The organism is Brevundimonas sp. UYEF29, assembly GCF_040546195.1.
Classification (GTDB): Bacteria; Pseudomonadota; Alphaproteobacteria; order Caulobacterales; family Caulobacteraceae; genus Brevundimonas; species Brevundimonas huaxiensis.
Map to the genome: position 1 here is coordinate 341626 of NZ_JBEPNH010000001.1, position 23892 is coordinate 365517.

Genomic DNA, 23892 nt, shown 5'->3' on the forward strand with positions numbered 1-23892 from the left:
TCGTCTAATCGTCTAATTGGACGGCGTCAGAGACGGGCGTAACGTTCCCACAGATCGTCCCCGACGGGCTCGACGCCCAGGCGACGGAACTTGGGGGCGTCGGCCAGCTTTGCAAGAGCCAGGGCGGCGACGCAGGGCCGTCCCTCTCCGCCCAGCAGGATCGGCGCCCGAAACCATTCCAGCGCATCGACGGCGTTTGCGCGCAGGAAGGCGGCCGCGACCTGGCCGCCGCCTTCGATCAGAAGCGAGGTTGCACCAGCGATTTCCAGAGCTTTCAGCACGGCCGGGATGGTCGGACGACCATCCTCGTCGGCGACCTGCACGACCTTGGCGGCGCCGATCGTGCGCGGTTCCGCGGCGGTCAGGATCAGAGTGTTTTCGCCCGCGACCTTCGCCGCCTGCGGCGTGCGCAACCGGCTGTCCAGCACGACGCGCAAGGGCTGATCCACGCTGCGCCCCGGAAGGCGGGCGGTCAGTTCGGGATCGTCATGCAGAACCGTCTCGACACCGACCAGGATTGCGTCGTGTGCGGCGCGCAGGCGGTGCCCTTCAAGCCGCGCGGCTTCGCCGGTGATCCACTGGCTCTCGCCCGAGGCCGTGGCGATCCGTCCGTCCAGGGAGGTCGCCAGTTTCAACGTGACCCGCATCAGGCCTTGCCGGACGGTTCGTCGAACCCTTCGTCGCCCAGGAATTTGGCGAAGTCGCCGGTGTGGCGGAAATCCTTATAAACCGAGGCGTAGCGGACATAGGCCACCTCATCCACGCCCTTCAGCGCCTTCATGATGAAATCGCCGACCGTGCTGGACGGGATTTCGGTCTCGCCGAGGCTTTCCAGCTGGCGGACGATCCGGTTGACCATCTGCTCGACCTGATCGGCCTGAACCGGGCGCTTACGCAGAGCCACGCCCAGCGAACGTTCCAGCTTGTCGCGGTCGAAGGGCGTGCGTCGCCCGTTGCGTTTCAGGATGACCAGTTCACGCAATTGCACGCGTTCGAACGTCGTGAAGCGCCCGTTGCAGTTCGGGCAGGACCGGCGACGTCGGATGGCCGAGCCGTCGTCCGACGGCCGGCTGTCCTTCACCTGGGTGTCCTGATGACCGCAAAAAGGGCACTTCATCAGGCGCTTATCCGTAGATCGGGAAGCGGTGCGTCAACTCTCGCACCTGGGCCGCGACGCCTGCGACCACGGCCGGATCGGCTTCGTCGCCGCCGTTCATCGACGAGACGACGTCGGCGATCCAGTGACCGATCTGCTTGAACTCTTCCTCGCCGAAGCCGCGCGTGGTGCCAGCCGGGGTCCCCAGGCGGACGCCCGAGGTGACGGTGAAGGGAGCGGTGTCGAACGGCACGCCGTTCTTGTTGCAGGTCATCAGCGCCTTTTCGAGCTCATGCTCGGTCGCCTTGCCGGTCACGCCCTTGGGCCGCAGGTCGACCAGGGCCAGGTGGCTGTCGGTGCCGCCCGAGACGATGGCCAGGCCGCGCTCGATCAGGACGCCGGACAGAGCCTGGGCGTTCTTGACCACCTGTTGGGCATAGCCCTTGAACTCGGGCTTCAGCGCCTCGCCGAAGGCCACGGCCTTGGCCGCGATGACGTGTTCCAGCGGGCCGCCTTGCAGGCCGGGGAAGACGGCGGAGTTGATCTTTTTGCCCAGATCAACGTCGTTGGACAGGATCATGCCGCCGCGCGGGCCGCGCAAGGTTTTGTGCGTCGTCGTGGTGACGACGTGGGCGTGCGGGATCGGGTCCGGATAGGCGCCGCCGGCGATCAGACCCGCATAGTGGGCCATATCCACCATCAGATAGGCGCCGACGCTGTCGGCGATCTCGCGGAAGCGCTGGAAGTCGATGTGGCGGCTGTAGGCCGAGGCGCCGGCCAGGATCAGCTTGGGCTTCTCACGCTCGGCCATTTCGGCGACGTGATCGTAGTCGATCAGGTGGGTGTCTTCGCGCACCTTGTAGGTCACGGGGCGGAACCACTTGCCCGATTGGTTCGCCGGCGAACCGTGCGTCAGGTGTCCGCCGCAGGCCAGATCCATGCCCAGGAAGGTGTCGCCGGGCTGCAGCAGGGTGAAGAAGACCGCCTGGTTCGCCTGCGCGCCCGAGTGGGGCTGGACGTTGGCGAAGGCGGCGCCGAACAGTTGCTTGGCCCGCTCACGCGCCAGGTCCTCGGTCACGTCGACGAACTCGCAGCCGCCGTAATAGCGACGACCGGGATAGCCTTCGGCGTATTTGTTGGTCAGGACCGAACCCTGCGCGTCCAGCACCGCCTGAGATACGATATTCTCGGAAGCGATCAGCTCGATCTGTTCGCGCTGACGGCCCAGCTCGCCCTGAATGCCCTTGAAGACATCCGGGTCGGCGTCAGTGAGCGTCTTGGTGAAATAGGCGTCGTGGGTGAAGGCCGTCACGCTGGAATCCCCGGAAATCAGAAGCTGGCCTATCTATCCCCAGCCGCGCGCGACCACAACATCTTGTGGTCAGCCTTCGATAAGCCGCTTACGGCGTAGGGCCAGGGAAGCGCGAGAACCTTATGTTCTTATCGTAATCCGTGGATTCTCGAACTTGGAAAAAGCAGACCCTGCAACTTGCCTTGTCAATCACAACGGCCGGTCCCTCAAACAAGGCCAAGAAGCCGTTGGGAAGATATTGCTGAACACGAACCGACGATCCTAGATCGATGATCTCGTAACCGTAATCTGGCCTAAATTTACGCCAGCTCCGCGTCGATACGGCAGTCTTGGCCGTATCAAGATAGTCGCAACGCTCAACCCTCGGACCTGTGCATCCTGGCGCGGAATGGTCCGCACCAACCAGCAAGACAAGACCTGCTAGAGCTGCAAAAATCGAGAACGCGCCAAACCCTAAAATCGGCGGGCTGCCCGGTTGCAACATGGTATCCTCCCAAGTGCGAAGGGAACCATCGTTCAACGTCAGAGTCGATTCAATCGCGCTGTGTTAAAGCCCGCTGAACAATGCCCGCCTTAGCTTGGCGATCGCCACACGTTCGACGGACTTGGGCTCATTGACTGGCCCCATCGCGCTAACCTCTCGGCCTGTCGCGACATGGATGGCCGAGCATTTGAGGTAGGGGCCGTTGCGGGTGAACTCGACGATGACCTCCCCCAAGTCCAAGCGGGGGTCGTCGTCCGTCGTCATGCGGCGGCGGGTCGGCGCGCCACGTTGCAGTGGGCGAACAGCTTGTCCATCGCCTGAACCAGATGATCCATCATGGCGTCGGTGTGGTTCGGCGACGGCGTGAAGCGCAGGCGCTCGGTCCCCTTGGGGACGGTCGGATAGTTGATCGGCTGAACATAGACGCCGTACTCGTCCAGCAGCATGTCCGAGATCATCTTGCAGTGGACCGGATCGCCGACGTGCACAGGCACGATATGGCTCTCGCTTTCCATCACAGGGATGCCGGCGGCGGCGAAGCGGGCCTTCAGGGTCGCTGCGCGTTCCTGGTGCTGGACGCGCAGTTCGGGATGGGCCTTCAGGTGACGCACCGAGGCCAGCGCGCCCGCCGTCAATGCGGGTGGCAGCGAGGTGGTGAAGATGAAGCCCGAGGCCCAGCTGCGCACCGCATCGATGATCATGGCGTCGGCGGCGATATAGCCGCCCATCACGCCGATCGCCTTGCCCAGAGTGCATTCGATGATGTCGATCTGATCCAGCACGCCGTCGCGCTCGGCGACGCCGGCGCCGGTCTCGCCATACAGGCCGACCGCATGGACCTCGTCCAGATAGGTCAGGGCGCCGTATTTCTTGGCGAGCGCAATCGTGCCGGCCAGATCGGCGATGTCGCCGTCCATCGAATAGACGCTCTCAAACGCGATCAGCTTGGGCGCATCGGCCGGCGCCGCCGCCAGCAGGGCCTCCAGATGCGCCAGATCGTTGTGCATGAAGACGTGACGCTCGCCGCCGCCGTGGCGGATGCCGGCGATCATCGAGGCGTGGTTCAGCGAATCGGAGAAGGTGATCAGGCCCGGCAGGATCTTCTGCAGGGTCGACAGCGTCGCCTCGTTGCCGACATAGCCCGAGGTGAACAGCAGGGCTGCTTCTTTCTGGTGCCAGTGGGCCAGTTCGGCTTCCAGATCGACGGCGGAACGGGTCGTGCCGGAGATGTTGCGCGTGCCGCCGGCGCCGGCGCCTACCGCATCGATCTCGTTATGCATGGCGTCCAGCACGACGGGGTGCTGGCCCATGCCGAGATAGTCGTTCGAGCACCAGATGACGACGTCCTGTTCGGAGCCATCCTCGCGGCGACGCACGGCCTGCGGAAACTGACCGCGCACGCGCTTCAGATCGGCGAAGACGCGATAGCGCCCTTCGCTGCGAACCTGCTCCACGGAGCTATTAAAGGCGGCCTTATAGTCGAACAAACTACGCGTTCTTTCGCTTATGGCGATGTCTTTGCGTTGTTTGCTCTCCCGAAGCGGGCTTGTCCATGTCCGCCGCATGGACAAAACGCCCCAAACCCTTAATTGATAACAGTTCTCAGTATTGAGATCGATCAGCCCGGCTTGCGGAAGCGATAGACGAACTGGTCCGTCTTGCCGCGGATCTTCTCGTCGAAGACGTTCAGGCTGTGGTCGTCTGCGGGATTGGCGACGGCCTGGCTCTCGCCCTCGAAGACGAAGCCCGCCACCTCGACCTCGCGCTTCAGATAGTCGCCTTCGATGCGGTGCAGGGTCTGAACCGCCGAGATGCCCGTGCCGGGCGCGGCTTCATGGTCGATCAGGATGTAGCGGCCGCCGGGCTTCAGCGCCGCGAACAACGCCGCGTTCATCCTGGCCACGTCGGTGTTGAAGCCGGGGATGTGGAAGTCGTGGTACTCCTGGCTCATGAAGATCATGTCCAGCGGCTCGGCGAAGGTCATGGAGTCCAGCAGGCCGTTGACGCGCGTCACGTTCGAATAGGCCGCGACAAGCGCATCGGCCCCGGCGTTCTCGCGCGCCATCGTCCGCTCGGGCACGAAGGCGTAGACCCGACCGGTCGGGCCGACCACGTCGGAAAACAGCCGCGTGAAATAGCCGGCGCCGGGGCGAATGTCGGCGACCTTGTCGCCCGGCTCCAGTTGAGCGAAGGCGAGAATCTCGGCCGGGTGACGCAGCGGATCACGCGCGACCTCTTCGGCCGGACGCTTGGAATCGGCGACCGCATCGGCATAGAGACTAGAATAGCGCGCTGCTTCTGCGTCAGCCGCTGCTTGATCGACCATCAAGGCATAGTCCGACGCGGGTGTGACGACGGTCCGCTCGCCGCCATCCGAGTCGATGATGATGCAGCCGGACAGACCTGCCGCCAAAACCAGGGCCGTTGCACCCGCCGTCAATTTGCCGATCATCATCGTCTCCATCGATTTGTCGCGATAGGCTCGCATTTCGCCGATCCGCGCAAGCCGTCATCACGCACGAAACGATCCGACGCATCACGCGATTTGCGCACCGGTCATTGCGGCGCTAGTCCGACGCTGGATTTCCCAAGGTCTCGCCATGCTTCCCTATCAGCCCGCCCCCTTCCCGCTCGCCCGTCCGCGCCGCCTGCGGTCCAGCCCGTGGGTGCGGCGGCTGGTGGCGGAAACGACCCTGACGCCGGCCGATCTGATCTGGCCGCTGATCGTTCATGATGGCGCCGAGGATCGCGTCCCGGTCGCCTCCATGCCCGGCGTGTTTCGGCTTTCCCCCAAGGCGGCGGCGGCGGCGGCGGTCGAGGCGCGCGACCTCGGCATTCCGATGGTGGCCCTGTTCCCCAATGTCGATGGCGCGATCAAGGATGCCGTCGGCACCGGCGCGACCGACCCCGACGGCCTGATCCCCGACTGCATCAAGGCGATCAAGGACGCCGCGCCCGAGATCGGCGTCATGACCGACGTGGCGCTGGACTGCTATACCGACCATGGCCACGACGGGGTGATGGAGGGCGACCGCATCGCCAACGACGCCTCGCTGGACCGGCTGGCCGAACAGGCCTTCATCCACGCCCATGCGGGCGCCGATGTCGTGGCCCCGTCGGACATGATGGACGGCCGCATCCAGGCGGTGCGAGAGGCGCTGGAGGCCAACGGGTTTCAAGATACGCTGATCCTGTCCTACGCCGCCAAGTTCGCCTCGGCCTTCTATGGTCCCTATCGCGACGCCGTGGGCTCCTCGGCGATGCTGAAGGGCGACAAGAAGACCTATCAGATGGATTACGCCAACTCGGACGAGGCGCTGAAGGAGGTGGCGATGGACCTGTCGGAAGGCGCAGATGCGGTGATGGTCAAACCGGGCATGCCGTATCTGGATATCGTCCGGCGGGTGTCCGAGACCTTCCGCGTACCCACCTTCGCCTATCAGGTGTCGGGCGAATATTCGATGATGCAGGCCTCCATCGCCAATGGCTGGCTGGACCAGGACCGCGCGATCCTTGAAGCCCTGCACGGGTTCAAACGCGCGGGTTGCGCGGGCGTGCTGACCTATTTCGCACCGCAGGCCGCACGGCTGCTGGGCTGATGGGCGTGGAGATCCGGCCGATCACGGAGGCCGACTGGCCGGGCCTGTGGCCTATCATCGAGACCGTCACCCGCGCAGGCGAGACCTATACCTATCCGTTGGACATGACCGAGGATCAGGCGCGCGTCCTCTGGACGCCGCCCGCGCCGGGCGGAACCCTGGTCGCGGTCGAGGACGGTCAGGTGCTGGGCGCCGCCAAGATCATTCCGAACCAGCAGGGCAACGGCGTCCACGTCGCGAACGGCAGCTTCATGGTCGCGCCCGAGGCGCGCGGGCGCGGCGTGGCCCGCACTTTGGGCGAGGCTGCGCTGGCTTTCGCTCGTGACGCCAGCTTCCGGTCCATGCAGTTCAACGCCGTGGTCGAGACGAATACCGTCGCGGTGGCGCTGTGGAAGACGCTGGGCTTCGAGATCATCGGCACGGTCTCCGAAGCCTTCGATCACCCGACGCACGGCCCGGTCGGCCTGCACATCATGCACCGCCGGCTCTAGGCGTCAGTCGCGGGGTTGCAGTCGCGCCGTCAGGCTGGACGTGTCCCAGCGGTTTCCGCCCATGGCCTGAACCTCGGCGTAGAACTGATCGACCAGGGCCGTCAGGGACAGGCGCGCGCCGTTCGTGCGCGCCTCGTCCAGCACCAGACCCAGGTCCTTGCGCATCCAGTCCACGGCGAAGCCGAAGTCGAACTCGCCCTTGGCCGCCGTCTTCCAGCGATTGTCCATCTGCCAGCTTTGCGCGGCGCCCTTGGACACGGCCTCATAGGCGGCGTCGGTGTCCAGTCCCGCGACCTGAGCGAAGTGGACCGCTTCGGCAAGACCCTGGACGACGCCGGCGATGGCGATCTGATTGACCATCTTGGTCAGTTGGCCCGAGCCGGCCGGTCCCATATGTTTGATGGCCTTGGAATAGGCCTTCAGCACGGGCTCAACCCTCGCCAGGGCGGCGGCATCCCCACCGGCCATGACGCTGAGCTGTCCGTTCTCGGCGCCCGCCTGGCCGCCCGACACCGGCGCATCGATGAATGCCCTCCCCTGACCGTCCGCCCGTTCGGCCATTTCGCGCGCTACCTTGGCCGATGTCGTCGTGTGATCGACGATCACGGCGGCCTCCGACAGATGCGGCAAGGCCTCGGTCACGACGGCCCGCACGTCCGCATCGTTGCCGACGCACAGGATGAACAGGTCCACGCCCTGCGCCGCCTCAGCCACCGTCGCCGCAGCCTTGCCGCCCGTCGCCGCCGCCCAGGCCTCGGCTTTTGAGACAGTACGGTTGAAACCGGTCACGTCGTGGCCCGCCTCGACCAGATGACGCGCCATAGGGGCGCCCATGACGCCCAGGCCGGCGAATGCGATCTTCATGACAGGCTCCTTGATCCTGCCGTCGGACTAAGCCCCGCCGCGCCGGGGTTCAAGGTCAACGCCCGGTTAACCTTGGCCAGCCCACAATGGGAAACCATTCGTCGGGGTGCGCGTCCATGTCCGTGAGCGATCGTCCGATCCTCATCAAGAAGGTCAAGAAGGTCTCCGGCGGAGGCCACCACGGCGGTGCGTGGAAGGTGGCCTATGCGGACTTCGTGACCGCCATGATGGCCTTCTTCCTGCTGATGTGGCTGATCAACACGACCGACCCGGAGCAGAAGCGCGGCATCGCCGAATATTTCGCACCGGCCAGCGTGTCGGAGACGACGTCGGGTTCCGGCGGTATTCTGGGCGGGACATCGCTGGGCGACGACGGCGTCAAGAGCGCCGGCTCACAGTCGGTGCTGGAAGAACTGGCGCCCGAGGCGCCCGCCACCGATCAGACGGGCTCCAGCCTGTCTTCCGCCAGCGACGCGGCGCTGCAGGACGAAATCCAGAAGCGTGAGGCGGCCGAGTTCGCCAGCGCCGCCGAATCGCTGCGGCAGGCCATGCAGTCGATGCCGGAACTGGCCGAACTGTCGAAACAGCTGATCGTGGACCAGACCCCCGAGGGACTGCGCATCCAGCTGGTCGATCAGGAAGGCCGGTCGATGTTCGACAACAACTCGGCCCGACCCAACGCCCGCGCGCAGGTGCTGCTGCGCGCCGTGGCCAAGGTGATCAACCAGTTGCCGAACCGCATCTCCATCACCGGACACACCAGCGCCGCGCCCGGCTCCAGCCGCGCCAGCGCACCTGCCGACTGGAGCCTGTCGTCCGAGCGCGCCAACGGCTCGCGTCTGGTGCTGCAAGGTTCGGGCGTCGATCCCGACCGGGTCTATTCGGTGGCGGGCAAGGCGGGATCCGACCCGCTCTATCCGGACGACCCGACCCTGGCAGGGAACCGCCGCATCGCCATCGTGCTGTTGCGCGAGGCGCCGGTCCTGCCGTCGGACACCTCGCTGTGATCCGGCTCGGCTGCAACGCGAACAGGCTTGCAGCCGGAACACGGATGACGCCAAATCGCGCGATGAGCGTTGTGTCGTCGCAATATTGGCAAGATCGGATGCGGACCTGAGGCCGTGACCCAGCACGTACCGACCCGACAGCTTCGCTTCTTCATGACCTCGGTCGCGCCGTGCCCCTATCTGCCGGGCAAGACGGAGCGGAAGGTCTTCGCCAACCTGCCCTTCTCGGACGGCGCGCACGTCAATGACGAGTTGACGCTAGCCGGCTTCCGCCGCAGCCAAAACATCGCCTATCGCCCGGCCTGCGAAGCGTGTGACGCCTGTGTTTCGGTGCGGCTGCCAGTTCCGGAGTTCACGTTCAGCCGTTCGCAGCGCAAGGTGCTGGCCCGCAACGCCGACCTGTCGCGCGACTTGGTTGAAGCCGAGGCGACGACCGAACAGTTCCAGCTTCTGCGCCGCTATCTGACCATGCGGCATCCGACCGGCGGCATGAGCGACATGGGCTGGCTGGATTACGTCGCCATGGTCGAGGACACGGCCGTGCGCACCCATCTGATCGAATACCGCCTACCCTCCACCGACGGCGGGCCGGGCGATCTGATCGCCGTAACCCTGACGGACCTGCTGAAAGACGGCCTGTCGATGGTCTACAGCTTCTATGATCCGACGATGGAGCGGCGCAGCCTGGGCCGGTTCGCCATCCTGGACCATGTGCGCCAGGCCGCCATCGTCGGTCTGCCGTTCGTCTATCTCGGCTATTGGGTCCAGGGCTCGGCCAAGATGGATTACAAGGCCGACTTCCACCCGATGGAAACCCTCGGCAAGCTCGGCTGGTCACGCCGCGACGCCTGAGGCGCCCTTCGCCGCAGCCGGTTCAAATCGTCATCGAAGCATCCTATGTGGGCGGCGACATTACGGAGCCGCGTCTTGCTGATTGTTCTTTCCCCGGCCAAGCGCCTCGATTTCACCGAAGCCGATGCGGCCAGTCCGGCGACGGACCGGCGGTTCCTCGAAGACACCGCCAGCCTGTCCAAGACCGCCAAGCGCCAGACCAAGGCAGACCTGCGTCGGCTGATGGGGATTTCCGACGATTTGGCGACGCTGAACGCCGCGCGTTTCGAGGCTTTCGATCCTGAATCGACCGAGGGCGTTCAGGCCGCCTTCGCCTTTGCCGGCGATGTCTATGAGGGTTTGAAAGCGCGCGAACTGGACGCCGAGGCCTTGGCGTTCGCCCAGGATCACTTGCGCATTCTGTCCGGCTTTTATGGCCTGCTGCGTCCATTGGACCGGATCCAGCCCTATCGCCTGGAGATGGGCACGCGGCTGAAGACGCGTCGCGGGGCCAGCTTGTACGACTTCTGGGGCGACCGGATTTCCAAACAACTGAACGAGGACGCCGAGGGTCAGTCGGATCCGACGCTGGTGAACCTGGCCAGCCAGGAATATTTCGGAGCCGTCGATGCAAAGGCGCTGAAACTGCCTGTCGTCACGCCCCAGTTCCGGGAAGAGAAGAATGGCGAGAGCCGCATCATCTCGTTCTTTGCCAAGAAGGCGCGGGGGGCCATGGCGCGTTTCGCGATCGACGAGCGCGTGGAACGGGTCGAGGACCTGAAGGCTTTCGACCGCGACGGTTATGCGTTCGACAAGGCCGCCTCGACCGACGCCGAGTGGATATTCATCAGATCGGGAAATTCTTGATCCCGACATCGACCTCCCGCTAATCTCGCCAAAACCAACCAAGGGGCGGATTCATGTCGCAAGAGCCTAACTCCACGGGCGCTGACAGTCGGGCGGCACGCGGTATCGGCGATCTGAAAGGGCAGGTCGCGGTCATCACGGGCTCGACCTCCGGCATCGGGCTGGCTCTCGCGCGCGCCGTGGCGGCAGGCGGCGGCGACGTCGTGCTGAACGGCCTGGGCGACCCGACGGAAATCGAGCGTACCCGCGCCGATCTGGAGGCCTCATCCGGCGCTCGCGTCCTCTATCATCCGGCGGACATGACGCGCGGTGACGAAATCGCCGACATGATCGGCTTCGCTGAACGCGAACTGGGACGGCTGGATATTCTGGTCAACAACGCCGGCATCCAGCACGTCGAATCCGTCGAGAACTTTCCCACCGATCAGTGGGAGAAGATCATCGCCATCAACCTGTCGTCGGCCTTTTACGCCACGCGAGCGGCGATCCCGATCATGAAGGCGCAGGGGCGCGGCCGGATCGTCAACATGGCCTCGGCGCACGGTCTGGTGGCTAGTCCGTTCAAGTCCGCCTATGTCGCGGCAAAGCATGGCGTCATCGGCTTCACCAAGACCGCAGCGCTGGAACTGGCGCGCGACAACATCACCTGCAACGCCATTTGCCCCGGCTTCGTCGAGACGCCGATCGTGACCAAACAGATCGCGGATCAGGCGCGAACGCGAAACATGACCGAGGAGCAGGTGCTGACGGACGTGATCCTGGCGGCCCAGCCGACAAAGCGGTTCGTCACGACGGAGGAGCTGACTGGCATCTTCCTCTACCTGGTCAGCGACCTCGGCGCCTCGGCTAACGGGGCCAGCTTCTCCATCGACGGCGGCTGGACCGCGCAGTAGCAGAGGAAGGCGGCGGTCATGGCGATTTTCAAGCGCAAGACCGCCGAGGCGGCGGACATCGTTCCCGCCGCTTCCGCCCGACGGCCCATATGCCTAGCGCTTCAAGGCGGCGGCGCGCACGGCGCGTTCCAGTGGGGTGTGCTGGATCATCTGTTGGAAGACGATCGTCTGGATATTCGCGCGGTGTCCGGAGTCTCAGCGGGAGCGATGAACGGAACTGCGTTGGTGTCGGGCCTCGCGTCAGGCGATGGCCGCGCCGCGTTGGACAAACTCTGGCGAGAGGTGAACCAGTCCGGCGGTCGCAACGTCTTTGGCGACAGCGCGATCTGGAATGCGGCGCGGACGCCCGACTGGATCAAGGACAACCCATTCTGGCGCGCGGGCGAGACGCTGGCGATGTCGATGAGTCCGTATGAATTCAATCCGCTGAACCATAATCCTCTGAAGCGGGTTTTGCAGGCCTCAGTCGATTTCAGCGCCGTTCAGGCCTCGGACATCCGGCTTTTCATCGCCGCCACCGCCGTGCGCCAGGCGAAGGCGCGCATCTTCCAGACGAATGAGATCAACGCCGATGTCCTGATGGCGTCGGCCTGCCTGCCCCATCTGTTCCAAGCCGTGGAGATCGACGGCGAGCCCTATTGGGACGGCGGTTATCTGACCAATCCGCCGCTGTGGCCGTTGACCGGAGACGACACGCCGGACGACGTGCTGCTGATCACACTCAATCCGATGATGCGCGACGAGACGCCGAAAAGCGCAGGCGACATCGTGGATCGGCTGAACGAAATCGTCTTCAACGCGCCGCTTGTCGCCGAACTGCGCGCCATCGCCCTGGCGGGTGAACTGATCGAACATGGGCAGTTGAAGGGCGGCGGCGCCGGGCCTTATCGGCACGTCCGGCTGCACGCGATCGAGGCGGACGGCTGGCTTTCGGACCTGTCGCTGCGATCCAAGTTCAACACCGAATGGGGTTTCCTCAACGACCTGAAGGCGCGAGGACGTGCGGCCGCCGACGATTGGCTGAACGCGTGCCTGGCCAGTGTCGGACGCCAGTCAAGCGTCGATCTTCAGGCCCGCTTCGGCTAGCCGACGAAGCCTGCCGCCCGGCGCAGACGGTCGTTGATGGCTTCACCCAGTCCCGTCGTCGGGATCGGCGATACGGCGATACCTGTCGGCCGTGTGCGATCGGCCTCGCGCAGCAGTCGGAACAGGTTGGCGGCGGCTTCGCGCAGGTCGCCCGAAGGGCTTAGACTCCAGCGCGGCTCGCCGGCTTCGGGGCCAAAGCCGAGCAGGATCTCGCCGTCACGCGCTGCGTCAGCCTCGATCCGAACCGGCGCATCCGGCGCATAGTGCAGGGTCAGTCGCCCGGGCGAACGATGCCCTTCTGAGCCCTCTTCAATGGGACCAACGACCGCCTCGATCTCGGATCGGGTGATGGCGCCGGGACGCAGCAGGGCGACCCGTCCCCCCAGCACCGACACGACCGTGCTTTCCAGACCGACCTGGCAAGGCCCGCCATCGACAGCCGCTGAGACCGCAAAGCCCGTCTCCTCGACAGCATCCGTGAAGGTCGTCGGGCTCGGTCGGCCGGAACGATTGCCCGAGGGAGCTACGACAGGGCCGCCGAACGCCGCCAACACTTCCCTGGCCACCGGATGCGCCGGAACGCGAATCGCGACGCTATCCAGTCCCGCGCGCGCCAGATCGCAGACCCTGCGCGTGTTCAAGATCGGCGTGATCAGGGTGAAGGGTCCCGGCCAGAAGGCGTCCGCCAAGGCCCGTCCGAGCGGGCCCAACTCGCCGATTTCAGCGGCCGCATCGACATCCACGACATGCGAGATCAGCGGATTGAACTTCGGTCGTCCCTTGGCGGCGAAGATGGCGGCGACCGCTTCGGCATTGCTCGCATCGGCGCCCAGTCCGTAGACGGTCTCGGTCGGCAGCAGGATCAGATCGCCGTTCGCCAGCGCCTGGGCGGCTTGCAGCGGCGTTTGGCTCACGGTCGGCGCGGGATGATCGGGATCATCCGGTGCAGCACATTGTCCCGATCGATGAACTGGTGCTTCAGCGCCGCGATCACATGCAGGGCGATCAAGACGTAGAGACCCTTCACCGCCAGTTCGTGCAGGCCCATCAGGCTGCGCGCCGTTTCGCGCCCGCCGCCGACGGGCAGCAGGGGCCATGAGAACAGGCCGAACCACTCGATCGCGCGCCCGCCCGCAGATGATGCGAGCCAACCGGTCATCGGAATAACGATCAGGGCCAGATAGAACAGGACGTGCGTCGTGCGCGCCGCCACCTTCTGCCAACGCGGCAAGGCCGATGGCAACGGAATCGCCGGATGCGCCAGGCGCCATCCGATCCGTGCAAGGGTCAGCACCAGGATCGTCAGACCCAGCGACTTGTGCAGCATGACGAACTGGCCCGAAAGCGGGCCTTCCGTATTCTCGTGCGCGGTGATCAGCAGCACCTGCGCCAGAACGGCGACGGCGATACCCCAGTGCATCAGCAGGGAAACGACCGAATATCGATTGCGGGGCTCGCCCATGTCTTCCCTTCCGCGACGGCACGGCGTCACCATGCATTCCGTCACTTTGCACTGAGACGGGGCGCGTCGCCAAGACGCTTGCAGCGACAGGCCCCGACGCGGCACTTAGGCCGCAAAGACGATTGAGGAAACCCATGACCTATCGCGCGCCTGTTCGAGACCTGGCCTTCACTCTGGAATCCGTCGCCGGCATGGCCGACGTGGCCGCAACCGGCGCCTTTCCCGACTATGACGCCGACGTCGCCGGCGCCGTTCTGGAGGCGGCGGGACAATTCTCCGAAGAGGTGCTGGCGCCGCTAAACCGGATTGGGGATCAGAAGGGCTCGACCTACGCTAACGGCGCCGTCACCGCCGCTCCCGGCTTCGCCGACGCCTATCGCCAGTTCGCGGCCGGCGGCTGGACCGGGCTGTCGGCCTCGACCGAAGCGGGCGGACAGGCCCTGCCCAAGGCGCTGGAACTTGCGGCCTATGAGACCGTCCATGCCGCCAACATGGCGTTCGGCCTGTGCCCCATGCTGTCGCTGGCCTCGATCGAGGCGCTGGAGCAGGTCGGGACGGAAGAGCAAAAAGCCAAATATCTAACCAAGCTGGTCAGCGGCGAATGGACCGGCGCCATGGTCCTGACCGAGCCGGGCGCCGGATCGGACCTGGGTTCGCTGATCACCACGGCGACGCCGAACGGCGACGGGACCTATGCGCTGAACGGGCAAAAGATCTACATCACCTGGGGCGACCACGACGCGACCGACAATATCATCCATCTGGTGCTGGCCCGCCTGCCCGACGCGCCCAAGGGCCCCAAGGGCATCAGCCTGTTCCTGGCGTCGAAGTTTGCGGTGAAGGAAGACGGCACGCTGGGCGACCGCAACGCCTTCCGCCCGGTCGGCGTCGAGCACAAGCTGGGCATCCACGCCTCGCCGACCTGCGTCATGAGCTATGAAGGGGCGACTGCGGAACTGGTCGGCCAGCCGAATCAGGGCCTGGCCCATATGTTTGTGATGATGAACGCGGCGCGCCTGGCCGTCGGCGTCGAGGGCGTCGGCATCGCCGAACGCGCCTATCAGCACGCCCTCGCCTATGCCTTGGACCGTCGTCAGGGGCGCTCGGTCTGGACTGGCGAGGCCAACGCCCCGATCTTCGACCACCCCGACGTGCGCCGCATGCTCAGCGTCATGAAGGCCAAGATCTCGGCGGCGCGCGCCGTGTGCCTGGCGACCGGCGTCGCCGCCGATCTGGCCCGCCACGCCGGGACCGAAGAGGAACGCCGCCGCTGGAAGGGACGCGAGGACTTGTTCACGCCGATCGCCAAGGCCTGGTCCACCGATATCGGCTGCGAGGTCGCCTCGATGGGCGTCCAGATCCACGGCGGCATGGGCTTCATCGAGGAGACCGGCGCGGCGCAATACTATCGCGACGCCCGTATCGCTCCGATCTACGAAGGCACCAACGGCATTCAGGCCATGGATCTGGTGGGTCGCAAACTGTCGATGGACGGCGGCGATTCGGCCAAGGCGCTGATCGCAGACATGAAGGCGACGCTGATCGATCTCGGAAAGCTCTATAGCGGCAAGCCGGTCGAACGGTTCGCCACCGCCATCGAGGCGGTCGAGGACGCGACCCTGTGGCTGCTGGATCAGAAGGCCGATCCGAATGCGGCGGCCGATGTGCTGGCGGCGGCCGACGCCTATCTGAAACTGCTTGGCGATGTGGCCGGCGGATGGATGCTGGCCAAGGGCGCGCTTGCCGCCAAGGCGAAGCTGGACGCCAATGACGGTGGTCCGGTTTGGCTGCAGGGCAAACTGGACCTCTACGAAGTCTATGCCGCCAATGTGCTGGGCCACGTCTCCAGCCGTCTGGCAGCCGTGGGTCAGGGCGGCGACTTGCTGCGGCGCATGACGGTGGACGCGCTGGCCGGATGATCGGCTCGGCGTTTCTTCGTTTGACGTAGAGGGTGCCGGACCTTCAAGGTCGGCTCTTCAAACAAGCAGGAGCGTCCGATGAATCGTCGGCAACTGATCATGTCCACAGCGGCGACCGCCCTCGCCGTCTCGGCCTCCCCCGCGCTCGCCCGTCAGTCCACCGGATCCCCCATGCCTCAGCCGCCCGTCGCCAAGAAAATCCCTGTCGTCATCGAACAACTGGGCCGCACCCGGACCGACGACTATCAGTGGATGAAGGATGACAATTGGCAGGCGGTCCTGCGCGATCCGACCCTGATCAAGGCCGAGGTCAAGGAACACCTGACCGCCGAGAACGCCTACCGCGAGGCCATGATGGCCTCTACCCTGCCCTTGCAGGAGACGATGTTCAGCGAGATGCGCGGCCGCATCAAGGAAGACGACAGCTCGGTTCCTGCGCCGGATGGCGGCTGGAACTACTACGTCGAATACCAGACCGGCGATCAGCACCCGCGCTACATGCGCGTCGAGCGTCAGGGCACGTGGATGGTCGATGGTCAGCCGGTGACGAAAAACTTTGTCATGGCCCCGACGCCCCAGCTGCTGCTGGACGCCAACGAACTGGCCAAGGGCAAGGCCTATTCGGAAGTGTCGGCCGCAAGCCACAGCCCGGATCACAGCTTGTTCGCCTATGCCGAGGACGCTCAGGGTTCCGAGGTGCACAAGATCTACGTCAAGGATCTGGCGACCGGCGAGCTGCTGCCCGAGGTGATCGACAGCGCCACCGGCGACTTCGTCTTCTCGCCGGACAGCCAGTGGATCTTCTGGACCAACCGCGACGACAACGGCCGTCCGGACAAGATCTTCCGTCGTCCGGCCCGCGGCGGCGAGACCAGCCTGGTCTATGAGGAAACCGACGACGGCATGTTCATTGGCGTGGGCCGCACGGCCGACGACCAGTTCATCGTGGTCGGCATCCAGAACCAGGAAACGTCGGAGGCGCGCTACATTCCCGCCGCCACGCCGACGGCCGAGCCCGTCGTGCTGGAGCCGCGCGTGGTCGCGACCCGCTATGACGTCGATCACTGGGGCGACCGCTGGGTGATCCGCACCAATGCGGACGACGCCATCGATTTCAAGATCGTCCAGGCCCCGACCGCGACGCCGGCCAAGGCGAACTGGACCGATCTGGTGGCGCACACGCCGGGCCGTTTCATCGAAGGCCTGGACCTGACGAATGCCCATCTGGCGCGCCAGGAACGCGCCGACGCCAACACTCGCATCATCATCCGCGACCGCGAAGGCGCCGAGCATGAGATCGCGGTGGACGAACCGGCCTTCGCCCTGTCGCTGGCCGGCGCCTCCGAATACGAGACGACGACCACCCGCTACAACTACAACTCGCCGTCCACCCCGACGCAGACGTTCGACTACGACATGGCGTCGCGCGAACGGACCCTGCGCAAGACGCAGCAGATTCCGTCCGGTCACAATATCGAGGACTATGTGGTCGAGCGGCTGAACGCGCCGGCTTCGGACGGCCAGTTGGTGCCGGTGACGGTGCTGCGTCGCAAATCGACGCCCGTCGATGGTTCGGCGCCCCTGCTGCTCTACGGATACGGCTCCTACGGCATTCCCATGCCGGCCAGCTTCTCGACCAACCGGTTGTCGCTGGTGGATCGCGGCTGGATCTACGCCATCGCCCACATTCGCGGCGGTTCGGACAAGGGCTGGGGCTGGTTCCTGGACGCCCGGAAGATGACGAAGAAGAACACCTTCACCGACTTCATCGCTTCCGCCGAACACCTGATCGACAAGAAATACGCCACGGCCGGAAACATCGTGGCCCAAGGCGGATCGGCCGGCGGCCTGTTGATGGGCGCGGTCAACAATATGCGGCCCGACCTTTGGGCCGGGATCATCGGTCAAGTGCCGTTCGTGGACGTGATCAACACCATGTCGGACACCTCCCTGCCGCTGACGCCGCCCGAATGGCCCGAGTGGGGCAATCCGATCGAGGACCCGGCCGCCTACGACTATATGATGAGCTACAGCCCCTACGATCAGGTCGAGCCGAAAGCCTATCCGGCGGTCCTGGCGACAGGCGGTCTGTCCGATCCGCGCGTCACCTACTGGGAGCCGGAGAAGTGGGTCGCCAAGCTGCGACCCGCCACCACCTCGGGCAAGCCGGTGCTGCTGAAGATCAATATGGAGGCCGGTCACGGCGGCGCGGCCGGACGGTTCGATTATCTGAAAGAAGTCGCCCACGATTACGCCTTCGCCGTCTGGGCCATCGACAAGGGCTGGGAGCAGGCGTGAGCGCGCTGATGGTTCGCGACGCCCGTCCCGACGACATCGCCGCGATCACGGCCATCTATGCCGAGAGCGTCGCCAATGGGCGCGGCACCTTCGAGCTGGAAGCGCCCGACGAGATCGAAATGGCGTTCCGGCTGGCCGGGGTCGAAGCTCTCGGCCTGCCGCGGCTTGTGGTCGAGATCGAGGGCGCGATCGCGGGCTATGCCTACGCCGGGCCGTTCCGCACGCGTCAGGCCTATCGCTACATGGTCGAGGACTCCATCTACGTCGCGCCTTGGGCCCGGGGGCGCGGCGTCGCCGGCGTCCTGCTCGATGCGTTGATCCTTCGGTGCGAAGTGATGGGTCTTCGTCAGATGGTCGCGGTCATCGGTGATGCGGAGAACGTCGGCTCAATCGCCCTGCACCGAACGCGCGGCTTCACCGACGCCGGCGTGTTCAAGGCGGCCGGCTGGAAGCACGACGACTGGCGCGACGTGGTGTTCATGCAGCGGGCGCTAGGCGACGGCGGCGCGACAGCGCCCGACGCCCCGGGTCTGCCCCTTGTCGACAAGAAGCCGCTGCGCTGACGCATTGCGGCGCCGTGACCCGACGCCTATCCTGACGCCGTGAAGATCGTTCAATCCCTGTTGCTGCTGATCGGCGCCCTGTCGGTGCTGGCGCTCGGCGCGGTCGGCGCCTCGGCGTCGCCGGCGACCGCCGCGCTCTGCCATCAGACGGGTCAGTCTTCGCCCGACCAGACCCCGAACCAAGCGCCCAAGGCCATGAAGGCGATGATCTGCTGCGTCGCCTGCGTGGCGACGCCCACGCTGGACCCCGCGCCGGTTTCTCGTCCGACCCTGTCGCCGTTGCGCGTGGTCGCCGTTTCGGTCGCTCTGCCGGCCGGTCGCTTGCTGTCGCCCGAACCCGGACCACCCCGCCTCCTGATCGTCTGACACACCTCGCGCCCCTCGCAGGGCGCACTCCGTCACGATCATCAGAGGAGGCCTTGAATGGCTATCCGTACTCTCGTCGGCGTCTGCGCCGGCGCTTCCCTGCTCGCCCTGGCTCAGGCCGCGGCGGCGCAGGATCACTCCCACCACGCGTCGACCAAGCCCGCTGCCGATCCGCACGCAGGTCACGACATGCCCATCTCATCTGACGAACCCATGGCGGATCACGCCAGCATGGGTCACACGATGACCAGCCCCTACGGCCCCTGGCCCATGAGCCGCGACGCCTCCGGCACAGGCTGGCAACCCGACGCCAGCGAACACGGCGGCATCCACAGCGTCCGTGGCGACTGGATGGTGATGACGCACGCCATGCTGAACCTGGTCTATGACACCCAGTCCGGGCCTCGCGGCGGCGACAAGACCTTCGTCGCCGGCATGTTGATGACCTCGGCGCGGCGCGATTTCGACGACGGTTCGAAACTGAACCTGCGCGCGATGCTCAGCCCCGATCCGCTGATGGGCAAGTCCGGCTATCCGCTGCTGCTGGCGGCGGGCGAGACGGCGGACGGCGTCAATCCGCTGGTCGATCGTCAGCACCCCCACGACCTCTTCATGGAGCTGTCAGCCAGCTACTCGAAGCGTCTGTCGGACAAGGACAGCGTCTATGGCTACATCGGCCTGCCTGGAGAGCCTGCCTTCGGGCCGCCCGCCTTCATGCACCGCATGAGCGCGATGGACAGTCCGGAGGCGCCGATCACCCACCACTGGCTGGATTCGACCCACATCGTCTTCGGCGTGACCACCTTGGGCTGGGCGCACGACCGGTTCAAGATCGAGACCTCGGCCTTCAAGGGACGCGAGCCGGACGAGGAGCGTTGGGGCATCGATTCGCCACGGCTCGACAGTTGGTCGGTGCGGGCTGCCTGGAATCCGAGCGATCAATGGTCGCTGCAGGCCTCCTACGCCGATGTCTCCGCGCCGGAACAGCTGGAGCCCGACGAGGACGAGACGAAATGGTCGGCCAGCGCCATCCACACCCGCCGTCTGGGCGATGACGGCTGGTGGTCCTCGACCCTGGCTTGGGGCCGAAAGACCAACGACCACGGCGAATCGAAGGACGGCTGGTTGCTGGAGACGGCGGTCCATCCCAACGACCGCTGGACCGTCTTCGCCCGCGCCGAACGGATCGAGACCGATGAACTGGTTCCCGGCGTCGGCGGCGGTCACGGCCCGCTCTACACGGTGGGCAAGGCGTCGGTCGGCATGGTCCGCGACTGGCGGATCGCCGAACACGTCCGTTTCGGTCTCGGCGGTCTCTATGCCATGAATCGCGTGCCGACGGCGTTGGAGCCGCTGTACGGCGGCGATCCCGACGGGGCGATGCTGTTCGCGCGGCTGAAGATCGACTGATCTAGCTCAAGGCCTGTCCGGCTTCGGCCGGGCGGGCCGGCGGCTGGTCCAGAAGGCGCAGCGCTTCATAGCCGACCAGGACCACGCCGAGCACGAGCATCAGCGCTCCGGCGATCAGCACCAGCCGAACGTGCCTGTGCAGGTGATAAAGCAACTCGCCGATCATCGACGGTCCCGCCGCATTCGGATCGTGCCAATTCGATCCGTTCCGGACAGTCTACTGCAAAACGCGGACCCGATGGAGTCTGTGAGAACCGCGTTCCGTCAGACGAGGCGGCTTTGCACCACGGCCGCGCCGATGAAGCTGGCGAACAGCGGATGCGGCGCGAACGGACGGCTCTTCAGCTCGGGGTGATACTGAACGCCGATGAACCAGGGGTGGTCGGGGCGTTCGACCGTTTCGGGCAGCACACCGTCGGGCGACAGGCCGGCGAAGACCAGTCCGCCCTTCTGCTCGATCGCCTCGCGATAGTTGATGTTGACCTCGTAGCGGTGGCGGTGACGCTCACTGATCGCGGTCGAGCCGTAGATCTCGGCGATCTTGGAACCGGCAGCCAGAGTCGAATCATAGGCGCCCAGCCGCATCGTGCCGCCCAGGTCGCCGCCCTGCTGACGCAGGACGCGTTGATTGCCCTGGGTCCATTCGGTCATCAGGCCGACGACCGGCTCGGCGGTCGGGCCGAATTCGGTGGACGAGGCCTTGGGATAGCCGGCCAGGTTCCGCGCCGCCTCGATCACCGCCATCTGCATGCCGAAACAGATGCCGAAGTAAGGGATGTTGCGCTCACGGGCGAAGCGGGCCGCCTCGATCTTGCCTTCCGAGCCGCGCTCGCCGAAGCCGCCCGGCACCAGAACGGCGTGCGCGCCCTGAAGACGCTCCTCACAGGCCTCGGGATCGCCTTCGAAGGTGTCGGCCTCGACCCAGTCGATGTTGACCTTGACGTTGTTGGCCACGCCGCCGTGATGCAGGGCCTCGATCAGCGACTTATAGGCGTCCTTCAGGACGGTGTACTTCCCGACCACGGCGATGGTGACTTCGCCGTCGGGCTGCAGGCGGCGACGCGCGATCTCCTGCCAGCCGGTCAGATCCGGCTCGGGCGCGTCGTTTATGCCGAAATGCGCCAGCACTTCGCGGTCCAGACCCTCGCGGTGATAGTCCAGCGGCACGGCATAGATGTCGGCGGAGTCCATTGCTTGAATGACGCCGCTTTCGCGCACGTTGCAGAACTGGCCGATCTTGCGCTTTTCCTCAGCCGGGATCGGCTGCTCGCAGCGGCACAGCAGGATGTCCGGCTGAATGCCGATGGAGCGCAGTTCCTTGACCGAGTGCTGGGTCGGCTTGGTCTTCATCTCGCCGGCCGTCTTGATGAACGGCAGCAGCGTTAAGTGGACGAAGCAACTCTGCCCGCGCGGGAGGTCCTGCCCCAACTGGCGGATGGCCTCGAAGAAGGGCAGTCCCTCGATGTCGCCGACCGTGCCGCCGATCTCGACCAGCACGAAGTCGACGTCTTCGCCCGCGTCGGTCAGGGCGGGCGTCAGGCAGAAGGATTTGATCTGGTCGGTGACGTGCGGAATGACCTGCACCGTCGCGCCCAGATAGTCGCCGCGACGCTCCTTCTCCAGAATGGTCGAATAGATGCGGCCGGTCGTGATGTTGTCGGACTTTGCCGCCGACACGCCGGTGAACCGCTCGTAGTGGCCCAGGTCCAGGTCGGTCTCGGCGCCGTCGTCGGTCACGAAGACCTCGCCGTGCTGATACGGGCTCATCGTGCCCGGATCGACGTTCAGATAGGGGTCAAGCTTGCGCAGGCGGACCTTGTAGCCGCGCGCCTGCAAAAGAGCGCCGAGAGCGGCGGAGGCGAGGCCTTTTCCTAGCGAGGAAACCACGCCGCCGGTGATGAACACATAGCGAGCCATGGGGGGACACCTTACTCCATGATTCGCGGCTCGGTCATGCCGCCGTCGAATCGAACTGTTGATCAAAAGAAGAAAGCGCGCCCTGCGGCGCGCTTTCGAAAACTCGGGTCTCTGTCGGAGCCTTACTGGGCGGGCTGTTGGGCCGGCGCCGGAGCAGTGGAGGCCGACGGCAGGCTGGCTTCCAGATCATCCAGCGAAGGCGTCGCCGGTTTGGCCGGCGCAGCAGGCTGTTGCAGGGCGGGCTGCTGCGTCTGGGTCTGCGGCGTCGTGGCCAGCGAACCCACAGCGTCGGCGTCGATGCCGGACACCGATGCGCGGTCCATATTGCCGACAACCGTCAGAATGATCGTCAGGATGAACAGCGCGGCAGCCAGCCACCAGGTGGTGACGGTCAGCAGATTGCCGGCGCCGCGCGCGGTCATGAAGCCCGACGGACCGCCGCCCATGCCCAAGGCGCCGCCCTCGGACTTCTGAAGCAGGACGATGCCCGTCAGCGCGATGGCGACGATGATGATGGCGACGAGCAGGATGGTCTGGAGCATGGCGTCATTCATGTGGGCGCGGATCTGCGCCGATCAAGCGGCGGCCTCTATCATCGAAGCGCGCCAGGGGCAAACGTCACGCGGCGGCGTTGACGATCGGCATGAAGTCCTCGGCCTTCAAGGACGCGCCGCCGACCAGGGCGCCGCCGACTTCCGGCGTAGCCAGAATGTCGCGCGCATTCTCCGGTTTGACCGAACCGCCATACAAAATGGGCGCGGTGCGCGCGCCGTCTCCCAGCTTTGCGACGATGGCGGCGCGCACGGCGGCATGGACCTCGGCGATCTGATCCAGCGTCGGGGTCAGGCCCGTCCCGATGGCCCATACGGGTTCATATGCCACCGCGAAGTCGCGCTCGGCCAGGATGGATGGCAGCGAGCCCGAGACCTGGCCCGACACCACGGCGATGGCGTCGCCCGCCTCCCGCTGCTGCAAGGTTTCACCGACGCACACGATGGGCTCCAGCCCGGCGGCGATGGCGGCCTCGACCTTGGCGGCGACGTCCGCATCGGCCTCGCCGAACGCGGAGCGGCGTTCGGAATGCCCCAGAATCACCACGGTCGCGCCAGCATCGACCAGCATTTCGGCCGACACCGAGCCGGTGAAGGCGCCGGCGGGCTTGTCATGGCAGTCCTGACCGCCCACGGCCACGCCGCTGCCCGCCAGGGCGGACTGCATGCGGTCGATCAACGTCGCCGGCGGGCACAACACAACACGGCATCCCTGGCCCGTCGTTCCGACGGCGTCCCTGATAGCCTCAGCCTGCGCCAAGGCGGCCGAGACGCCGTTCATCTTCCAATTGCCGACGATCATCTTCACGGATTGTTTCATGGGCGCCTGTCTAGAAGGCGAAAACCGCCAAGCCAAGAGGCGCCGCCGCAATCCGG

The 23892-nt window shown here is 65.6% G+C and carries 25 protein-coding genes; 12 read left to right on the forward strand and 13 right to left on the reverse strand.

Translation table 11 applies throughout. From position 1 onward, the window contains the following. Positions 1–26 precede the first annotated feature (26 nt). From ABIB58_RS01810 to ABIB58_RS01830, 6 genes are all read right to left on the reverse strand, one after another. Positions 27–647 carry a RibD family protein gene (locus tag ABIB58_RS01810; RefSeq protein WP_354038766.1) on the reverse strand — a complete coding sequence of 207 codons (621 nt, stop codon included), beginning with the start codon at positions 645–647 and terminating at the stop codon, positions 27–29. Next, a complete protein-coding gene (gene nrdR / locus ABIB58_RS01815) occupies positions 647–1117 on the reverse strand; it encodes a transcriptional regulator NrdR (protein WP_039245113.1) in 471 nt (156 codons plus the stop codon). The genes ABIB58_RS01810 and nrdR overlap by 1 nt, the downstream gene beginning before the upstream one ends. A gap of 7 nt (positions 1118–1124) precedes the next feature. Further along, on the reverse strand, positions 1125–2408 hold the full coding sequence (gene glyA, locus ABIB58_RS01820) for a serine hydroxymethyltransferase (protein WP_045811170.1): 1284 nt from the start codon (positions 2406–2408) through the stop codon (positions 1125–1127). 547 nt (positions 2409–2955) lie between these two features. Further along, positions 2956–3156 (reverse strand): DUF6898 family protein, encoded by a 201-nt coding sequence (locus tag ABIB58_RS16390; RefSeq protein WP_045811171.1) that lies wholly within the window; start codon positions 3154–3156, stop codon positions 2956–2958. Beyond that, entirely contained in the window at positions 3153–4379 is a 1227-nt protein-coding gene (gene hemA / locus ABIB58_RS01825; RefSeq protein WP_045811172.1) for a 5-aminolevulinate synthase, read from the reverse strand. Before hemA ends, ABIB58_RS16390 begins: the two co-directional genes overlap by 4 nt. Before the next feature lie 131 nt (positions 4380–4510). Next, a complete protein-coding gene (locus ABIB58_RS01830; RefSeq protein WP_354038767.1) occupies positions 4511–5380 on the reverse strand; it encodes a class I SAM-dependent methyltransferase in 870 nt (289 codons plus the stop codon). A gap of 112 nt (positions 5381–5492) precedes the next feature. On the opposite strand from ABIB58_RS01830, the gene hemB reads away from it, so the two are divergent. Then, the gene (gene hemB / locus ABIB58_RS01835; RefSeq protein WP_354038769.1) at positions 5493–6491 is read left to right on the forward strand and encodes a porphobilinogen synthase; all 999 of its coding nucleotides are present in this window, start codon (positions 5493–5495) and stop codon (positions 6489–6491) included. After that, on the forward strand, positions 6491–6982 hold the full coding sequence (locus tag ABIB58_RS01840; RefSeq protein WP_354038771.1) for a GNAT family N-acetyltransferase: 492 nt from the start codon (positions 6491–6493) through the stop codon (positions 6980–6982). Before hemB ends, ABIB58_RS01840 begins: the two co-directional genes overlap by 1 nt. A 3-nt stretch (positions 6983–6985) precedes the next feature. Here the strand turns inward: ABIB58_RS01840 and ABIB58_RS01845 are convergent, their stop codons facing one another. Further along, a complete protein-coding gene (locus tag ABIB58_RS01845) occupies positions 6986–7846 on the reverse strand; it encodes an NAD(P)-dependent oxidoreductase (protein ID WP_354038773.1) in 861 nt (286 codons plus the stop codon). 116 nt (positions 7847–7962) lie between these two features. Between ABIB58_RS01845 and ABIB58_RS01850 the strand changes: the two genes are divergently transcribed. The 5 genes from ABIB58_RS01850 (at position 7963) to ABIB58_RS01870 (ending at position 12530) form a co-directional block, all read left to right on the forward strand. Continuing rightward, complete coding sequence (locus tag ABIB58_RS01850) at positions 7963–8853, forward strand: flagellar motor protein MotB (protein ID WP_354038775.1); 891 nt, start codon at positions 7963–7965, stop codon at positions 8851–8853. Between the two features lie 114 nt (positions 8854–8967). Next, on the forward strand, positions 8968–9705 hold the full coding sequence (locus tag ABIB58_RS01855) for an arginyltransferase (RefSeq protein WP_354038778.1): 738 nt from the start codon (positions 8968–8970) through the stop codon (positions 9703–9705). Between the two features lie 75 nt (positions 9706–9780). Next, positions 9781–10551: a peroxide stress protein YaaA gene (gene yaaA, locus ABIB58_RS01860; protein ID WP_354038781.1), complete on the forward strand. Its 771-nt coding sequence runs from the start codon at positions 9781–9783 to the stop codon at positions 10549–10551. 53 nt (positions 10552–10604) lie between these two features. Then, entirely contained in the window at positions 10605–11444 is an 840-nt protein-coding gene (locus ABIB58_RS01865; protein ID WP_295218905.1) for a 3-hydroxybutyrate dehydrogenase, read from the forward strand. Between the two features lie 18 nt (positions 11445–11462). Next, complete coding sequence (locus tag ABIB58_RS01870; protein WP_354038784.1) at positions 11463–12530, forward strand: patatin-like phospholipase family protein; 1068 nt, start codon at positions 11463–11465, stop codon at positions 12528–12530. Here the strand turns inward: ABIB58_RS01870 and ABIB58_RS01875 are convergent. Together ABIB58_RS01875 and ABIB58_RS01880 are read right to left on the reverse strand one after the other, a co-directional pair. Beyond that, positions 12527–13444, reverse strand: coding sequence for an L-threonylcarbamoyladenylate synthase (locus tag ABIB58_RS01875; RefSeq protein ID WP_354038786.1), 918 nt, complete (start codon positions 13442–13444; stop codon positions 12527–12529). The two genes, ABIB58_RS01870 and ABIB58_RS01875, sit on opposite strands and share 4 nt — an antisense overlap. Beyond that, positions 13441–13992 (reverse strand): cytochrome b, encoded by a 552-nt coding sequence (locus tag ABIB58_RS01880; protein WP_295183862.1) that lies wholly within the window; start codon positions 13990–13992, stop codon positions 13441–13443. The genes ABIB58_RS01875 and ABIB58_RS01880 overlap by 4 nt, the downstream gene beginning before the upstream one ends. Positions 13993–14126: 134 nt before the next feature. Here ABIB58_RS01880 and ABIB58_RS01885 point away from each other — a divergent pair, with 134 nt between their 5' ends. From ABIB58_RS01885 to ABIB58_RS01905, 5 genes are all read left to right on the forward strand, one after another. Further along, positions 14127–15911, forward strand: a complete 1785-nt coding sequence (locus tag ABIB58_RS01885) for an acyl-CoA dehydrogenase (protein ID WP_354038789.1) — start codon at positions 14127–14129, stop codon at positions 15909–15911. 78 nt (positions 15912–15989) lie between these two features. Then, positions 15990–18209: a S9 family peptidase gene (locus ABIB58_RS01890; protein ID WP_354038791.1), complete on the forward strand. Its 2220-nt coding sequence runs from the start codon at positions 15990–15992 to the stop codon at positions 18207–18209. Between the two features lie 8 nt (positions 18210–18217). After that, positions 18218–18772, forward strand: coding sequence for a GNAT family N-acetyltransferase (locus tag ABIB58_RS01895; protein ID WP_354038979.1), 555 nt, complete (start codon positions 18218–18220; stop codon positions 18770–18772). Between the two features lie 39 nt (positions 18773–18811). Beyond that, positions 18812–19138 carry a hypothetical protein gene (locus ABIB58_RS01900; protein ID WP_045811186.1) on the forward strand — a complete coding sequence of 109 codons (327 nt, stop codon included), beginning with the start codon at positions 18812–18814 and terminating at the stop codon, positions 19136–19138. A 57-nt stretch (positions 19139–19195) separates the two neighbouring features. Then, on the forward strand, positions 19196–20548 hold the full coding sequence (locus ABIB58_RS01905) for a hypothetical protein (protein WP_045811187.1): 1353 nt from the start codon (positions 19196–19198) through the stop codon (positions 20546–20548). Position 20549: 1 nt separating this feature from the next. Here ABIB58_RS01905 and ABIB58_RS01910 read toward each other — a convergent pair whose 3' ends face one another. The 4 genes from ABIB58_RS01910 to tpiA all read right to left on the reverse strand — a co-directional run bounded on the left by ABIB58_RS01910 (position 20550) and on the right by tpiA (position 23836). Further along, positions 20550–20714 carry a hypothetical protein gene (locus ABIB58_RS01910; protein WP_165116665.1) on the reverse strand — a complete coding sequence of 55 codons (165 nt, stop codon included), beginning with the start codon at positions 20712–20714 and terminating at the stop codon, positions 20550–20552. 98 nt (positions 20715–20812) lie between these two features. Then, entirely contained in the window at positions 20813–22465 is a 1653-nt protein-coding gene (gene pyrG, locus ABIB58_RS01915) for a CTP synthase (RefSeq protein ID WP_045811188.1), read from the reverse strand. Positions 22466–22587: 122 nt separating this feature from the next. Beyond that, positions 22588–23019, reverse strand: a complete 432-nt coding sequence (gene secG / locus ABIB58_RS01920; RefSeq protein WP_045811189.1) for a preprotein translocase subunit SecG — start codon at positions 23017–23019, stop codon at positions 22588–22590. Between the two features lie 64 nt (positions 23020–23083). Further along, positions 23084–23836 carry a triose-phosphate isomerase gene (tpiA, locus tag ABIB58_RS01925; RefSeq protein WP_045811190.1) on the reverse strand — a complete coding sequence of 251 codons (753 nt, stop codon included), beginning with the start codon at positions 23834–23836 and terminating at the stop codon, positions 23084–23086. Between the last annotated feature and the right edge of the window lie 56 nt (positions 23837–23892).